The sequence below is a fragment of the Neoroseomonas marina genome, assembly GCF_012927745.1.
In the GTDB taxonomy this organism is placed as follows: Bacteria; Pseudomonadota; Alphaproteobacteria; order Acetobacterales; family Acetobacteraceae; genus Neoroseomonas; species Neoroseomonas marina.
Map to the genome: position 1 here is coordinate 53854 of NZ_JABBKX010000004.1, position 14958 is coordinate 68811.

General features: G+C 70.6%; 14 protein-coding genes and 1 tRNA gene. 10 read left to right on the forward strand and 5 right to left on the reverse strand.

Translation table 11 applies throughout. The features are described from left to right. The first annotated feature begins 2 nt into the window (after positions 1–2). The 3 genes from GWK16_RS13420 to GWK16_RS13430 all read left to right on the forward strand — a co-directional run bounded on the left by GWK16_RS13420 (position 3) and on the right by GWK16_RS13430 (position 1339). Entirely contained in the window at positions 3–560 is a 558-nt protein-coding gene (locus tag GWK16_RS13420) for a peptidylprolyl isomerase (protein WP_170054748.1), read from the forward strand. Positions 561–582: 22 nt separating this feature from the next. Continuing rightward, a complete protein-coding gene (locus GWK16_RS13425) occupies positions 583–1086 on the forward strand; it encodes a peptidylprolyl isomerase (RefSeq protein ID WP_170054489.1) in 504 nt (167 codons plus the stop codon). Positions 1087–1266: 180 nt separating this feature from the next. Next, a tRNA-Lys gene (locus GWK16_RS13430) sits at positions 1267–1339 on the forward strand. A gap of 185 nt (positions 1340–1524) precedes the next feature. Here the strand turns inward: GWK16_RS13430 and GWK16_RS13435 are convergent. Next, positions 1525–2337 (reverse strand): aminoglycoside phosphotransferase family protein, encoded by an 813-nt coding sequence (locus GWK16_RS13435; RefSeq protein ID WP_170054490.1) that lies wholly within the window; start codon positions 2335–2337, stop codon positions 1525–1527. Positions 2338–2654: 317 nt separating this feature from the next. On the opposite strand from GWK16_RS13435, the gene GWK16_RS13440 reads away from it, so the two are divergent. Next, positions 2655–3686, forward strand: a complete 1032-nt coding sequence (locus GWK16_RS13440; protein WP_170054491.1) for an LLM class flavin-dependent oxidoreductase — start codon at positions 2655–2657, stop codon at positions 3684–3686. Between the two features lie 3 nt (positions 3687–3689). Here the strand turns inward: GWK16_RS13440 and GWK16_RS13445 are convergent, their stop codons facing one another. After that, positions 3690–4148 (reverse strand): hypothetical protein, encoded by a 459-nt coding sequence (locus GWK16_RS13445; RefSeq protein WP_170054492.1) that lies wholly within the window; start codon positions 4146–4148, stop codon positions 3690–3692. 71 nt (positions 4149–4219) lie between these two features. Further along, on the reverse strand, positions 4220–5995 hold the full coding sequence (locus GWK16_RS13450) for a monovalent cation:proton antiporter-2 (CPA2) family protein (protein WP_170054493.1): 1776 nt from the start codon (positions 5993–5995) through the stop codon (positions 4220–4222). A 227-nt stretch (positions 5996–6222) separates the two neighbouring features. Here GWK16_RS13450 and GWK16_RS13455 point away from each other — a divergent pair, with 227 nt between their 5' ends. From GWK16_RS13455 to GWK16_RS13480, 6 genes are read left to right on the forward strand one after another with little or no spacing between them, the layout of a single operon-like run. Continuing rightward, positions 6223–7434 carry an MFS transporter gene (locus tag GWK16_RS13455; protein WP_170054494.1) on the forward strand — a complete coding sequence of 404 codons (1212 nt, stop codon included), beginning with the start codon at positions 6223–6225 and terminating at the stop codon, positions 7432–7434. Between the two features lie 58 nt (positions 7435–7492). Further along, positions 7493–8227, forward strand: a complete 735-nt coding sequence (locus GWK16_RS13460) for a CoA transferase subunit A (protein ID WP_170054495.1) — start codon at positions 7493–7495, stop codon at positions 8225–8227. Then, complete coding sequence (locus GWK16_RS13465; protein WP_170054496.1) at positions 8227–8856, forward strand: 3-oxoacid CoA-transferase subunit B; 630 nt, start codon at positions 8227–8229, stop codon at positions 8854–8856. Before GWK16_RS13460 ends, GWK16_RS13465 begins: the two co-directional genes overlap by 1 nt. Before the next feature lie 4 nt (positions 8857–8860). Next, positions 8861–9460 (forward strand): 2-hydroxychromene-2-carboxylate isomerase, encoded by a 600-nt coding sequence (locus GWK16_RS13470; protein WP_170054497.1) that lies wholly within the window; start codon positions 8861–8863, stop codon positions 9458–9460. Between the two features lie 43 nt (positions 9461–9503). Next, entirely contained in the window at positions 9504–11105 is a 1602-nt protein-coding gene (locus GWK16_RS13475; protein WP_170054498.1) for a zinc-binding metallopeptidase family protein, read from the forward strand. Continuing rightward, a complete protein-coding gene (locus tag GWK16_RS13480; RefSeq protein WP_338144472.1) occupies positions 11102–13399 on the forward strand; it encodes a xanthine dehydrogenase family protein molybdopterin-binding subunit in 2298 nt (765 codons plus the stop codon). Before GWK16_RS13475 ends, GWK16_RS13480 begins: the two co-directional genes overlap by 4 nt. Here GWK16_RS13480 and GWK16_RS13485 read toward each other — a convergent pair. Both GWK16_RS13485 and GWK16_RS13490 read right to left on the reverse strand, forming a co-directional pair. Then, entirely contained in the window at positions 13383–14582 is a 1200-nt protein-coding gene (locus GWK16_RS13485) for a TIGR03862 family flavoprotein (RefSeq protein ID WP_277613622.1), read from the reverse strand. The two genes, GWK16_RS13480 and GWK16_RS13485, sit on opposite strands and share 17 nt — an antisense overlap. Then, entirely contained in the window at positions 14579–14953 is a 375-nt protein-coding gene (locus GWK16_RS13490; protein WP_168038176.1) for a VOC family protein, read from the reverse strand. The genes GWK16_RS13485 and GWK16_RS13490 overlap by 4 nt, the downstream gene beginning before the upstream one ends. Positions 14954–14958 lie beyond the last annotated feature (5 nt).

Here is a 14958-nt window from a genome sequence, read left to right on the forward strand (position 1 = left end):
TGATGCTTCGCAGGACCCTCCTCGGTGCCGCCGCGGCGGCCGCGGCCACGCCGGCCTTCGCCCAGCAGCCGGCGCTCGACCCCGAGAACACGCTGATCCTGGAACTGCCCGGCGGACGGGTGACGATCCAGTTGCTGCCCGACCTCGCGCCGCGGCATGTCGAGCGGATCAAGACCCTGGTCCGCCAGGGCTTCTACGACGGCACGCCCTTCCATCGCGTGATCGAGGGCTTCATGGCCCAGGGCGGCGACCCGACGGGCACCGGCACGGGCGGGTCGCGCCTGCCGGACCTGCAGGCGGAATTCAGCCCGCCGTCCCGCGCGCGCTTCATCCGCGGCACGGTCGGTGCGGCGCGCACGCAGAACCCGAACAGCGCGAACAGCCAGTTCTTCATCATGTTCGCCCCGGCGCCGAGCCTCGACGGCCAGTACACCATCTGGGGCCGCGTCGTGTCCGGCATGGACGCCGTGGACAAGATCAAGCGCGGTGCGCCCGGCAGCGGCACCGTGACCAACCCTGACCGCATCCGCACCGCGCGCATCGCCGCCGACGTGCGCTGATCCTTTCACGAGAGCCAGACCCATGACCGAGACCCCGGCCGCCGACCCCGAGAACACGCTGATCCTCGAGCTCGAGCACGGCACCGTGACGATCGCGCTGCGGCCCGACCTGGCGCCGAAGCATGTCGAGCAGATCAAGGCGCTCGCCCGGAAGGGCTTCTACAACGACGTGCCCTTCCATCGCGTGATCGAGGGCTTCATGGCCCAGGGCGGCGACCCGACCGGCACCGGCCGCGGCGGTTCCGACCTGCCGGACATCGAGGCCGAGTTCTCGAACCCGGGCACGGCGCGTTTCGTCCGCGGCACCTGCGGCATGGCCCGCACCCAGGACCCGAACAGCGCGAACAGCCAGTTCTTCATCATGTTCGCCCCGGCGCCGAGCCTCGATGGCCAGTACACCATCTGGGGCGAGGTCACCGCGGGGATGGACGCCGTGGACAAGATCAAGCGCGGCGCCGGCATGTCGGGCATGGTGCAGGGCCCGGACAAGATCCGCAGCATGAGGGTGGCGGCAGACGCCGCCTGAGGCTATCACCCGGCGCCATCCGACCCGGCGCCGGGTCCGGCGCGCCCGTAGCTCAGCCGGTAGGGCACGTGGCTTTCAAGCGCGGCCGCCGAGTGATATCGGGTCCGGAAGGCGCAGAAAACCGCCACTGCCAAGGTGGCGAGTTTCGGAGTTTCGACGCGGTTTCGACGCCGCGTCCGCGAGCCGGTAGCTCAGTCGGTAGAGCAACGGACTTTTAATCTGTAGGTCGAGGGTTCGAGTCCCTCCCGGCTCATTTCCGGCCCGCCCGAGCGCGGGCTCACCTATCGCCTTCCATCCCCTCCGACTGCAGCGGCGCCGCATCTGCGTCGTCGTGTGCCCGCTGGGGATGCTCGCCAGCATCGAATCGGCGCCGGCCTCGTCCTAGCCAAACTTCGCCAAACCATCCTGTTGGGCCGTCGGCCTGGCTGCAGGGGATGCTCAGCGGTCCAGTTCGGCCGCTGCTTGGGATGCGATCTCCAGATCGATGGATGCGAGCGGGTCTCCGTCCGCGAGGTACCAGGACGCGGAAAGGCCAGTCCAAGCCAGGATCCACGACGCCAGGCGCCTTCGTTCCAGCTTGGCGGCGGCGGTGACCACGTCGAGGCGGCGAGCGAAGCGGCCGAGCTCCGTCGCGACGGGGCGGGTAGGGTCGGCCAGGTCGGGATTGGTGAAGATGTTCGCGAAATCGAAGTGCCGATCGCCGACCAGCCGCTTTGGATCAATGGCAAGCCAGCCGCGTTCGCCGAAGTCGAGGACGTTGTCGTGGTGCAGGTCCCCATGCAGGGCTGTGACGTCGCGCTGCTCTGCCAGCAACTGCCGCGCCATGTCGGCGCTGCGGAGGAGGATGCCTCCGTACGTCCCGGCGGCGAGCTCCAGGTCGCGGAACAAGGCTGTCAGAGGAACCAGGTCGGGGAGGGGCTTCGGCCGAGGAGCGTGCAGCCGGGCCGCTGTGGCGCACAGGATACGACACGCTTCGTCGTCGTGCCCCGAGCGGGCCATGTCGGCGAGCGACGCAGGCCCCGTGGCGCGTTCCAGCAACAGGGCTTCGTCGTCGCGAGCCAGGACCCGCGCCGCACCGTCGCCGTCCCACCATTCCAGGAGCACACCTCCGAGGCGTTCATCTGCCTCGTGCGATAGCTTGAGCATGGCCGGTTCGCCGTCGCGCAGCACCGGCAGCAGGTGCGCCGCGTGGGTTGCAATTCGATCGCCGTCGGCGACCAGGCCCCATCGGACCAAGTAGGGGTCAAACATTCGATTAGGGCTACCACAACGGACAGGATGCGCCCCGTGGTCGGGTTTCATCTCTTCGTGTCCAGCGGGTGGGGAACTGCGCAGCAGATCAGCGCCGTCACTTGCCGGTCCGGACAATCGGCGGACCGGACCACGTGATACGCCGGCTGCGGGCAGGCGGCACCGGGCGCCGGTGGCAGGCCGGCGGACTTGTCCTCACAAACCAAAGCTGCGAGATCAACGCGCTGGATGATGTCGCTCGCGGCTCCCAGGCTGGGGGTTCCGGGTTCGGGTCCCCGCGGGCACACCATGTTTTCCCTGGCGATGCCGGAGCTCCGATGACCGCGGCGATCGAATTCGGCCTCGATACCTTCGGCGACATCACCGCCGGACCGGACGGGCAGTTGCTCTCCCACGCGCAGGTCATCCGCGACGTCATCGCGGAAGGCGTGCTGGCGGATCGCCTCGGCGTCGACTTCTTCGGCGTCGGCGAGCATCACCGCGAGGACTTCGCCGTCTCGGCACCCGACGTGGTGCTGGCGGCCATCGCCGGGCAGACGCAGCGCATCCGGCTGGGGTCCGCCGTGACGGTGCTGAGTTCCGACGACCCGGTGCGCGTCTACCAGCGCTTCGCGACGCTCGATGCTGCGTCGCAGGGGCGGGCGGAGGTCATCCTCGGCCGCGGGTCCTTCACTGAATCCTTCCCGCTCTTCGGCTATCCGCTCGACCAGTACGAGGTGCTGTTCGAGGAGAAGCTCGACCTTTTCACCAAACTGCTGCCGCAGGACAAGGTGACCTGGTCCGGGACGGTGCGCGCGGGGCTGCGCGACCAGCGCGTCTTTCCCACCGTCGAGAAGCCGCCGCTGCGGACCTGGATCGGCGTCGGCGGCAGCCCGGAATCGGTTGTGCGCGCGGCCCGGCACGGGCTGCCGATGATGCTCGCGATCATCGGGGGCGATCCACAGCGCTTCGTCCCCTATGCCGACTTCTTCCGCCAGGCCTGCGACAAGCTCGGCCAGTCGCGGCTGCCGGTCGGCGTGCATTCGCCAGGCTATGTCGCCGAGACCGACGCCCAGGCGCGCGCGGAGTTCTTTCCCGACTACAAGCGCATGCGCGACCGTATCGGCGCGGAACGCGGCTGGTCCCCGATGACGGAAGCCGAGTTCACGCAGGAAGCCGATCACGGCTCGCTGTATCTGGGCTCGCCCGAGACCGTCGCGCGCAAGATCGCGGCGACCGTTCAGGCCCTTGGCGCGCAACGCTTCCAGTTGAAGTACAGCGCGGGACCGTTGAGCCACGCGAAGCTGATGCGCTGCATCGAGCTTTACGCGACGCAGGTCGTCCCGCGCGTGCGGGAACTGCTGGGCTGAACCTCAGCCCGGCCCACAGGCCGCGGCGAGCGCCGCCACGCCGGCCCTTGTGCCGACAAGCGGAAAGTTCTCGGTCCGCCCGGCCACCGTGATGCGCAGGCGGCGACCTTCGCCGATCACCCGCCCCAGTGCCGGATCATAAGGCAGGTCCGCCGTGAGGATGTCGCCGAGTTCGGTGATCTCCGCACGCAGTCGCAGCGTGACGCGTCCGGCCTCCGAGACGAACTCCACCGGCACCTCGCGCCCCGGCGGCACCCCCCGCGTTCCGCCCAGAGAGACGGTGAAGCGCCGCTGGGGCAGGAGGCAGCCGAGGAATATCGGCTGGAAGTCCGTGTCCGGCTGCTCATAGGCGAGGACCGCGCCCTCGGCCGATTGGCGGACCTGCCAGCGCAGGCTCTCCGCATGGGCCGCCGGGCTCGCCATGCCGAGGGCCACCGCCAGCATCCATCGCGCCTTGCTCATTGTCACCTCATCCCACGAGGTCGGTATCGCCGCGGTATGCGCGGGGCGCCATGAAGGGCTTCGTCGGCCCGTCAGGTGTCGCCCTCGACCGGATGGGCGGCGAGCCAGTCGTCCTGGTGCGAGAGCAGGAGCCGCCGGCCCGCCTCCATGCCCTGGGAGGCCTCCAGCGCGAAGCGTTCGGCATCGCGGCGGCGCAGCGTCTCGATCGCCTCCTCGGCGTCCGCATCTGCGACGCCGAGCTGGAGCAGTCCTTCATGGCCCATGACGAGGGCAGATTCGAAGGTCTCGCGGATCTGGAAATCCGCCCCGGCCCCGAGCAGGCGCATCGCGTGCTCGCGGTCGAAGGCGCGGGCAAGGACGGGAATGCCCCGGAACTCCGCCTTCAGCAGGTGGACGATGCGCAATGCCGCTTCCCGGTCGTCGACGCAGCACATGATCAGCCGCGCCCGACCCGCGCCGGCGGCGTGCAGGATGTCGAGCCGCGTCCCGTCGCCGTAATGCACCTTGAAGCCGTAGGCATTCGCCTCGCGGACCATCTCGGGGTCGGTGTCGATCACCGAGATCGAACAATGCCGCGTCAGCATGGAACTGCCGACGATCTGCCCGAAGCGGCCGAAGCCGATGATCAGCACGCTCGCGGCATTGTGTTCGGGTGCCTCGACGCCGTCCAGCGAGGGCTCCACCGGCGGCACCAGGCGGTCGTGCAGGATGATCATCAGTGGCGTCAGCACCATCGAGACGATCACCGTCGCCGTCATCACCGCGTTCGCCTGGCTGTCGATGATGCCGACGGCAAGCGCCGCGCCGAACAGCACGAAGGCGAATTCCCCGCCCTGGGCCATCAGCACGGCACGTTCCAGGGCTTCCCGATGGCCGGCACGGGCGAAGCGCGCGACCGCGTAGATGGCGACAGCCTTCACCGCCATGTACGCCACCACGCCGATCGCGACGCTGCGCCAGTTCGCGGCGATGACCGCGATGTCCAGCGCCATGCCGACGGCGAGAAAGAACAGCCCCAGCAGGATGCCGCGGAAGGGTTCCACATCGGCTTCCAGCTGGTGCTTGAACGCGCTTTCGGACAGTAGCACGCCGGCGAGGAAGGCCCCCATCGCCATGGACAGCCCGCCCATCTGCATCGCCAGCGCCGACCCGAGCACGACGAGCAGGGCGGCGGCCGTCATCACCTCGCGCGCGCGGGACTGGGCCAGCAGGCGGAACATCGGGTTGAGCAGCCAGAGCCCCGCGGCGACCAGCGCGGCAATGGACGCGAGGCCGATGCCCACCGCCATCACCCGGTCGCCGGCCGTCGCGCTCGCCGCGCCGGGGGCGCGGAAGGCGACCAGCGCCAGCAGGGGCACGATCGCCAGGTCCTCGAGCAGCAGGACCGCGATGATGCGCTGCCCGGCCGGCGTGCCGATCATCCGCCGTTCCTCGAGCATCTGCATCACGATCGCCGTCGAGGTCAGCACGAAGCCCGTGCCCGCGACGAAGGCGACGGTCGCGGGCAGGCCGGTCAGCACGCCGACCCCTGTCAGCAGCAGGATGCACACGCCGACCTGGACGATGCCGAGGCCGAAGATCTGCTTGCGCATCGCCCAGAGCCGCGATGGCTCCATCTCGAGCCCGATGATGAAGAGGAACATCACCACGCCGAGTTCGGCGACGTGCAGGATCGATTGCGCGTCGCTGAACAGGCCGATGCCGTAGGGGCCAATCACCAGCCCCGCGACCAGGTAGCCGAGCACGGACCCCAGGCCGAGCCGCTTGAAGATCGGAACGGCGACGACGGCGGCACCCAGCAGCGCCACCACGCTGACGAGGTCCGGGCCGTGCGACTCAGCGGCCATCGGTCAGGAGATCCGGCATTGTCGGGGCGGTCATGGAGGGGTTCCGGTTGTTCGCGCCGATGCTGACCTCTGGCGGCGCCCGCCGCAATCACGAAGGCTGTCGCGACGTTCCCCGACAGGCCTTCGCGGCGCGCGGTCCAGACCCTCGGCCAGGGAATGGCGCGCTGCGCGAGACTGCGCGCTAGGCTGCGCGATCCGGGGGGAGGAATCAGGGGCATGCAGCGCAGATGAGCCAGCGCCCGTCGCGCCAGGCCTGGTTGATGGTGGCCGGCGGCTTCCTGGCGTTCACCGTCAGCGCCAGCCTGATGCACGCCTATACGGTCTTCCTGCTCGCCTTCATCGAGACCTTCGCATGGTCCCGCGCCGAAGCGAGCCTTGCCTATTCGGTGGGCCAGATCGTGGGCGGCGTCAGTTCCCCACTGGTCGGCGGGCTGGTGGATCGGATCGGCGCGCGACGGATGGTGCTGCTCGGCGGCTGCCTGCTGACCATTGGCCTGCTCGGCAGCGCGCAGGCGGATGCGCTGTGGCAGGTGGTGCTGCTCTATGGCGTGGTGATGACGCTGGGGGCGAACTGCATCGGGCTGGTCGTCTTCGTGCCGCTGGTCTCGCGCCTGTTCGTCGCGCAACGGGGGATGGCGATCTCCCTGCTGCAATCGGCCAACGGCTTCGGGCGGGCGATCTCGGCGCCGATCGCGCAGTGGCTGGTGGATGCCCAGGGCTGGCGCAACGCCTACCTGATGCAGGCGGGGCTCATGGGGGTTCTCATCATCCCGTTGGCGGCGATGTTCCGCCGGGCGGATGCACTGGCGCCAGCGGCTGCGACCTCTGGCGCGGCGACCGACGGCGGACGGGCCTGGACCCTCGCCGAGGCCATCCGCACGCGGCATTTCTGGCTGCTCTTCCTCGTCTACATGCTGACCAGCATCGGCAGCTTCCTCGTCTCCCTGCACCAGCTGGCCTTCGCGGTGGGGCAGGGGTTCGAACCGCTCTACGCCGCGACGGTGCTTGGCATGGGCAGCCTGCTGGCGCTGCCGGGGGTGATCCTGACGGGGACGCTGTCCGACTACATCGGGCGGGAATGGGCGGCGATCCTCGCCTATGGCATCTCGATCGTCGGGGTCGCGGCGGCGCTGACCATCGGGGACGGGTCGCAGCACCTGCTGCTCTGGCTGCATGCCTGCTTCTTCGGCATCACCTGGGGCGCGCGGGGGCCCGCCATCACCGCGAAGACCGCGGACCTGTTCGGCGGGCCGCGGCTCGGCACCATCCTCGGCGTCATCACGATCGGGTCCGGCGTGGGTGCGGGGATCGGCTCCTGGGGCGCGGGGCTGCTGTTCGACTTGACCGGGACCTACCGGCCGGCCTTCATCCTGTCCATCGTCGCCTATGCGCTGGGTGCCGTCTTCTTCTGGGCGCTGCGCAAGCCGGTCGCGCGCTGACCCCCTGGACAGCCATGCCCATGCGCCGGAGCATGGCGGCAGGGAAGGGAACCTAAGAATGGCGCGACGCAGCAAGGTCGTGGCGGATTTCGATGCCGCCGTGGCGGGCATACCGGACGGATCGACCATCGCCATCGGCGGCTTCGCCATGCCGGGCGTGCCGTTCAACCTGGTCGCCGCGCTGCTGCGGCAGGGGGCGAAGCGGCTGACCTGCATCGCCAACACCACCGGCGGCGCGCACAAGCCGCGCATGCCCGACATCGGCATGCTGGTGGAGAACGGGCAGGTCGCGAAGGTCATCTGCTCCTTCACCGCGGGCACGCGCGCTTCCGACGTGCTGCCCTTCACGCCCTATTACGAGCGCGGCGAGGTGGAGGCCGAGATCGTCCCGCAGGGCACGCTTGCCGAGCGCCTGCGCGCCGCCGGCGCCGGCATCCCCGCCTTCTACACGCCGACCGCGGTCGGCACCGAGCTCGCCGAGGGTCGGGAGACACGGGTGATCAACGGCCGCGAAGTCCTGCTGGAATACGCGCTGCCGGTCGATGTCGCCTTCATCCGCGCCTACCAGGCCGATGAGGCCGGCAACCTCCGCTTCCGCCGCAGCCAGCGCAACTTCAACCCGCTGATGGCCATGGCCGCCAAGCTGGTGATCGTGGAGGTGGAGGAACCCATCCTGCCCGCCGGCGCGATCGACCCGGACGACGTGCACACGCCCGGCATCCTGGTGCAGCGCCTGGTGCAGATACCGCCGCCGCCCGAAGGGCTCTGGCCGGTGAAGAGGGAGGCGCGCTGATGCCCTGGTCCCGTCCCCAGATGGCCGAACGCCTGGCGCGCGAGTTCCAGGACGGCTGGATCGTCAATCTCGGCGTCGGCATGCCGACGCTGATCGCCGACGTCCCCTTCGGCGACCGCGAGATCACCTACCACTCCGAGAACGGCGTTATCGGGTATGGCCCCGTCGCGGCGCCGGGGCAGGAGGACCTGCAACTCGTCAACGCCAGCGGCCAGAACGTCACGCTGCTGCCGGGGGCGGCCATCGTCCACCACGCCGACAGCTTCGCGCTGATTCGGGGCGGGCGGATGGATGTGACGGTGATGGGCGCCTACGAGGCGGCGGCCAATGGCGACTTCGCCAATTGGAAGGTGAAGGGCGCGAAGGGCGGGGGCATCGGCGGCGCGATGGACCTCGCGGCCTCAGCGAAGCGCGTCTACCTGATGCTCGAGCACCGCACGCGCGACGGCACGCCGCGGCTGATGGCGCGCTGCTCCCTGCCCATCACCGCGCGTGGGGTGGTGACGCTGGTGGTGACGGAACTCGGCCTGTTCGCCCCGACCGGCGAGGCCTTCGCCGTCCGCGACCTCGCCCCCGGCGTGACGCTGGACGAGGTCCGCGCCGCCACCGCCTGCCCCGTCGTGGAGTGAGCCCATGCATATCGACTACTACGCGTCCCTGAACTCGCCCTGGACGCATCTGGGGGCGGCGCGGATCGAGGCGCTGGCCGCCCAGCACGGCGCCACGTTGCGCATCTATCCCGTCGACTTCGGCACGATCTTCGCGGGGTCCGGCGGGCTGCCGCTGCCCAAGCGGTCGCCGCAGCGCCAGGCGTACCGCCTGCAGGAACTGGCGCGCTGGCGGGACGCGCTGGGCATCCCGATCCAGATCCATCCCAAGCACTTCCCGCACAACGAACTGCCGGCCGCGGCCTGCGTGATCGCGGTGCGGGAGACGATCGGCGACGCGCCGGCGATCCGCCTCGCACATCGGGTGCTGAAGGCCTTGTGGGAGGAGGACAAGGACCCGGCCGATCCCGCGACGCTCGCGGCGTTGATCGGCGACGTCGGGCTGGACGCGCAGAAGGTCATGGCCCTCGGCGCCGATCCGCAATGGCTGGAACGCCGCAAGGCGGACACCGAGGCCGCGCTGGCGCGCGGCGCCTTCGGCGCGCCCTTCTACATCATCGGGGACGACATGTTCTGGGGGCAGGATCGCCTCGACTTCGTGGCGCGGCGTCTGGCGCGCGGGTAGCACCCGGCGCATCATGCCCCCGGCTGACCACCGGGGGTTCCGCATGACCGACCTTTCCGCCCTGCGCCGGACGGCGCTCGACTGGATATCCGCCAACGAGGCGCGGATGTCCGCCTTCAACGAGCGCATCTGGCACTTCGCGGAACCCGCCTGGCGCGAATACAAATCCGCCGCGGCCTATGTGGACCTGCTGCGCGCCGAGGGCTTCGAGGTCGAGGCCGGGTCGGGCGGCATGCCGACCGCCTTCTGCGCGCGCTGGGGGAAGGGCGGGCCGCTGCTGGCCTCCTTCTCGGAATACGATGCGGTGCCGGGCAATTGCCAGGCCGTGGCGCCACGGCGTGAGCCGCGCGCCGGGATGCATCCCTATGCCGCGGGGCATACCGATCCGCATTCCTCGCTCGGCACGGCGGCGCTGACCTCGATCCTCGCGACGAAGGCGGCGCTGGAAGCGAGCGGGACGCCGGGCCGGCTGGTGCTGTTCGGCGAGCCCGCGGAGAAGGTCTGCGGATCGAAGCCCGTCCATGCCGCGAAGGGCTACTATGACGGGCTCGACGCTGCGGTCGTCTATCACCCGCACATGCAGAACACGGTGACGGCGGAGACGCAGTTCGGCGCCTATTGGTCCTGCGTCGTCACCTTCACCTGCGACAGCCCCGAGACCTGGATCGACAAGTCGCTGCTGCCGATCCGCGACGTCGGCCACGCCGCGGCGCGCGCGCCGGGTGCGACGGACGCGCTCTGCCTGATGTACACGACGACCAAGTACACCAAGGAGGCGATGTTCCCCCACGCCGGGTCCTGGACGCTCAACGAATTCATCATGCATGGGGGCGATGCGACCTCGGACAACCTCGCGCCGCGCTTCACGCAGATCCAGTATTCCTGGCGCACGCCGTCGCTGCCCATGGCGGAGCAGATCGCCAGGGTCCTGATGAACAATGCGCGCAGCGCGGCGGCCGCGACGGCCTGCACCGCGCATTGGCGCTGGGTGACCAAGACGCGCGTCGGCCTCGCCAACACCGTTCTGACGGATGCGACCTGGGCGAACCTGCAGGAGGTCGGCCCGCCGACCTACAACGACGACGCCAAGGCCTTCGCGCGCGAGATCCAGGCGGGTCTCGGCCTCAAGCCGATGGAGGATCCCTTCGCGGCGGCGAACCAGAAGCTGACGACGCCGGCCGAGTTCGAGGCCGGGATGCGTCACTTCCTGCCGCCCTGGCAGTGGCATCTCTCGGCCGACGACTATGTCGAGTTCTGCTGGCACTGCCCGACCGTGCGCCTGCTGACCGCGCGCCCGCGGCTGCGCGCGCCGGAGGGCGATTTCGACTACCCGACCTGGTCCTACAACGCGCTCGGCGGCCTGCCGGCGGCGATCGATCCGGGCATGTTCGTTGCCGCCAGGACCATGGCGCTCACGCTGGTCGACCTCGCGGCCAAGCCCGGCCTGCTCGATGCCGCGCAGGCCGAATGGCGCGAGCGCACCGGCGGCGGCAGGGGCGGGTCGAAATGGGTGCCGCCGCTGCTGCCGAAGGATTTTGTGGCACCCGTCGACATGCAATGGCCGGAATACGTGACGACGGCGCGCGGTGACGAATGGTGCGTGCCGACGCCGATCGACGGGCTCGGCGCCGGGGAGCAACTGTGACCTACAGCGGCCTCTCGCTGCGGCGCTTCGAGGATGCGCGCTTCCTGACGGGGAAGGGGCGCTACGTCGCCGACCTCGATGCGCCGGGCGCGCTGCATGGCGTGACGCTGCGGTCGCCGCATGCGCATGCGGAGATCCGGTCCATCGACGTGGCGGCGGCACGCGCCGCGCCGGGCGTCGTCGCCGTGCTGACATGCGCGGACCTGGACGCGGCGGGCGTGAAGCCGCTGCCTTGCACCAGCGTGCTCGCCTCGGTGAAGCCGATGATCGTGCCGGACCGCCCGGTGCTGGCGCGCGGGCGCGTGCGGCATGTCGGCCAGCCCGTCGCTTTCGTCGTCGCCGAGACCGAGGCCGCGGCGCGCGACGCCGCCGAGTTGATCGAGATCGACTACGACCCGCTGCCGGCCGTGGTGGACGGCGCGGCGGCGCTCACGCCGGGCGCGCCGCAGATCTGGCCCGAGGCGCCCGGCAACGAGGTCTTCCGCTTCGAGAAGGGCGACCGCGCCGCGACCGATGCCGCCTTCGCCGCGGCGGCACATGTTACGACGCTCGACCTGTTCAACAACCGCGTCCACGCGCTGCCGCTGGAACCGCGGGCCTGCCTCGCGCGCTTCGGCGAGGGCCGCTTCGACCTGGTCTTCACCGGCATGGGCGTGCATGGCGTGCGGCGGCAGCTCGCGACCGTGCTGGGCCTGCCGGAAAGCGCGTTCCACCTGGCCTGCCCCGATGTCGGCGGAGGCTTCGGGGCGAAGAACCTGCTCTTCCCGGACTATGTGCTGGCGCTGGTCGCGGCGCGCGCCACCGGCCGGCCGGTGCGCTGGGTCGCGGGGGCGAGCGAGGAGTTCGCCGGTTCCGTCCATGGCCGCGACCTGCGCGGCCATGCGCGGCTCGCACTGGACGGGGAGGGTCGCTTCCTCGGCCTCGATGTCGAGACGGTGGCCGATATGGGCGCCTATCTCTCGGCAGTCGGGCCGCATTGCCCGACCAACGCCTTCTCCACGGCAATGGGCGGGGTCTACGCCATCCCCGCCATGCACCTGACCGTACGCGGGGCCTTCACCAACACGGTGCCGATCGACGCCTACCGCGGTGCCGGCAAGCCCGAGGCGAACTACATCGCCGAGCGCCTGGTCGATGCCGCGGCGCGGGAGACCGGGCGCGATCCGGCGGCGCTGCGCGCGCTGAACATGATGCGCGACGCGCCGCGCGTGACCGCAATGGGCATGAAGGTCGATGGCGGGCGCTTCGCGGCCAATCTCGATGTGCTGGCCCGCGCTTCGGACGCCGCGGGCTTCACTGCGCGGCGCGCCGAGGCGGCGCAACGTGGCGCGCTGCTCGGCCGTGGCGTCGCCTGCTTCCTCGAGACCGCGCGCGGTGCGCCCGGCGAATGGACGAGCGTCTCCGTCGCGCCGGATGGCGGCGCGACCATCGCGGTCGGCACACATTCCAACGGGCAGGGGCACGAGACCTCCTACCCGCAGGTGGCCGCGGATCGTCTCGGCCTTCCCGTGGAGCGCGTGACCTACCGCCAGGCCGACACCGACCTGCTGGTGAACGGCAACGGCCATGGCGGCGCACGGTCGCTGCACATGGGCGGGCATGCGCTGGTGTTGGCCGTCGAGGCACTCCTCGGCAAGGCGCGGGCCATCGCCGCGCATCTGCTGCAGGCGGATGCGGCAGCGCTGGACTTCGCCGAGGGTCGCTTCACCGTTCGTGGCACCGACCGCTTCGTCGACCTGCCGGGCATCGCACGAGCCGCCGAGGATCCCGCGAGCCTCCCCGAAGGCATGGCGCCGGGGCTATCGGCGGATGCGCACAACACCAACGACCTCGTCACCTTCCCCAATGGCTGCCAGGCCGCCGAGGTCGAGATCGACCGTGAGACCGGCATCGCGCGCCTGACGCGCTACGTCGCCGTGGATGACTACGGGCGCCTGGTGAACCCGTTGCTGACGGCGGGGCAGGTGCAGGGCGGCCTCGCCCAGGGCATCGGTCAGGCGCTGCTGGAAGACGTCGCTTACGACGCGGAATCCGGCCAGTTGCTGACCGGATCGCTGATGGACTACGCGCTGCCGCGCGCGGACGACCTGCCGGATCTCGACGTGATCCTCGAAGGCACGCCGACCGCGGCGAACCCGCTCGGCGTGAAGGGCGTGGGGCAGGCGGGGGCGATCGCCGCACCTCAGGTGGTGATGAACGCCGTCGCCGATGCGCTGGCGCAGGTCGGCGCGACCGCGCCCGATATGCCGGCGACGCCGGAGAAACTCTGGCGCGCCATCAGCGCGGCGGGCTGAGCGCCCAGTCCGCCGCCGCGCGTCCGGCCGCGCGGCCGGTCGCGAAGCACGCCTGCAGGAGGTAGCCGCCTGTCGGCGCCTCCCAGTCCAGCATCTCGCCGCAGGCGAAGACGCCGGAGTGGCGCTTCAGCATCAGCCGCTCGTCGACCTCGCTCCAGGCGAGGCCGCCGGCCGAGGAGATGGCGCGCTCGATGGCAAAGGGCGCGGTCAGGCGCAGCGGCAGCGACTTGACCAGTGCGGCGAGGTCGTCGCGCGGGGCGCCGCCATGCAGAGCCTCCTGCAGCAGGGCGACGGCGACGGGTGGGAGCCCGCCCGCGCGCCGCAGGTGGTTGGACAGCGATATCGCGGTGGGTCGGCCGGCGATGCGCGCAGCCAACGCCTCCCGCGACAGGTCGGGCCGCAGGTCGACCAGCAGGGTCGCTGAACCTTGCGCCGCGATGGCCTCGCGGATCGCGGCCGAGAGCGCATAGACCGCGCCGCCCTCGATGCCGCGTTCGGTGATCAGCGCCTCGCCACGGATGGTGGCGTCACCGAAGGTCAGCGCGATGCGCTTGAGCGGCGTGCCGGCGAAGCGCGTGCGCAGATGATCGGACCAGGTGACTGCGAAGCCCATGTTGGACGGGCGCAGCGGCGCGATGGCGCAGTCGTGCAGCAGCGACGTCCAGGCAGCATCGGAGCCGAGCCGCCGCCAGGATGCCCCGCCGAGCGCGAGCACCGTCGCGCGCGGCTGCTCGACATGTGCGCCCTCCGGGCCGGCGAAGAGCAAGCCGCCATCGCCGTCCAAGCCCAGCCAGCGCTGCCGCGCGCGCAGCGTCACGCCCAGCGCCGCCAGCCGCGCCAGCCAGGCGCGCAGCAGCGGTGAAGCCTTCATCGCCTTCGGAAACACGCGCCCCGAACTGCCGGTGAAGGTCGCCTGGCCGAGGCCCTCGCACCAGGCGATGAGCGCCTCCGGCGGGAAGGCGCGGATGAAGGGCTCGAGCCTCTCCCGCGCCGCGTCGTAGCGGCCGAGGAAACGATCCAGCGGCTCGGAATGCGTCAGGTTCAGCCCGCCCCGCCCGGCGATCAGCAGTTTCCGCGCCGGCGAGGGCATGTGGTCGAAGACGGTGACGGCGGCGCCGGCCTCCGCCGCCGCCTCCGCCGCCATGAGGCCGGCCGGGCCGGCCCCGACGATGGCGACGTTCAGGCCGCGCTCCGCTCGAGCAACTCGATCGAGATGTTCTCCGGCCCACGCAGGAAGGCGATGCGCACGCCGGGGCGGATCGTCGTCGGCTCCATGGTGAAGGTCACGCCCTTGGCCTTCATCTCGGCGACCACGGCGTCGATGTCCTTCACCGCGAGGCCGATATGCTCGAGGCCGCGATAGGGCGCCGACGGCGCGTCGCCGGTCTTGTCCTCGGTAATCGGCGAGACGAACAGCAATTGCCCGCCGAGGTTGATGTCGATGCGCTGCGGCCCGTGCTTCAGCGTCGCGCCGAAGACGCGCTCGTAGAACGCGGCGGTCGCCTCCGGGTCCGGGCTGCGCAGGTGGATATGGTCGAAGGTGAAGGCGGCCATGGCGG